The organism is Actinocorallia lasiicapitis (genome assembly GCF_054778695.1).
Map to the genome: position 1 here is coordinate 1 of NZ_BAAGZI010000808.1, position 928 is coordinate 928.

General features: G+C 74.8%; 1 protein-coding gene. It reads right to left on the minus strand.

What is annotated here, in order from left to right; translation table 11 throughout:
* Nucleotides 1-928, minus strand: a 928-nt coding sequence (locus ACYVE7_RS34745; protein WP_460370897.1) for a hypothetical protein, incomplete at both ends; no start/stop codon positions are given.

Consider the following 928-nt stretch of genomic DNA (forward strand, 5'->3'; position numbering starts at 1 on the left):
CTGCTCGACCTGGAAACCGAGCCCGCGCAGCGTCTCGGCCGCCCCCTCCAGCAGCCGGACGGCCTGCGCCCCGGAACTCGCGCCCGGCGGCCCCGGCGGAACCGTCTCGGCACGCGCGAACGGCGCGCCCGACAGCAGCGCCAGCGCGGTCGAACGGTCGACGCAGGCCAGCACCGACTGCCGGTTCAAGGCGGCCGCGCGGGTCCTGGTCTGGTCGAGGAAGGCCAGCGCCTCGGCGGGACGGCCGATCGCGGTGAGCGCGTCGGCCAGATCGGGATGCCAGCGGCGCATCGCCGGATCGCCGAGCCCCTGCTCCGACTCCACGACGCGCAGCCGCCGCAGCACCGGGACGGCCTGAGCCGCCTCCCCGCGCAACAGCCTGACCAGGCCCTCGGCGTGCAGAGTCCGCGGAAGGAAGATCATGTCGCCGTCGTCGTCGGTGCGGGACTGGGCGTTCTCGGCGGCCGTCAGAGCACGGTCGAGGTCGCCGCCCGCCGCCTCGGCCAGTGCCGTCGCGTACCAGGCGGGGCCCTGGCTCATCCCGGTGTCCTCGGCGACCCGCAGGCTCTGCGCGGCCAGATCGAGGGCGCGTGCGCAGCGGCCCCGCACCGCCTCGACCTGCGACAGCGAGTACAGCGCGGCGCACAGGCTCTCGGCCGCGCCGCGCTGGCGCACCACATAGACCATGGTGCGCAGCTCGTTGCGGGCCTCCTCCAGCCGGTCGGCCACCAGCAGCCAGCGGTGCTTCAGATAGACCGGTCCATTGTGGTCGAACCTGACCTGCGGGTCCTGGGGTTCGGCGAGCGCGGCGGCGACCGTGGCCGAGGCGTCGCGATGGCCCAGGTAGAGCTCGGTGCCGGCCTGCTGGACCAGCGCGAGCAGCTCGGTGCGCCGGTCGAGCTCGGGCTTGCCCGACTCCAGCAGCGGA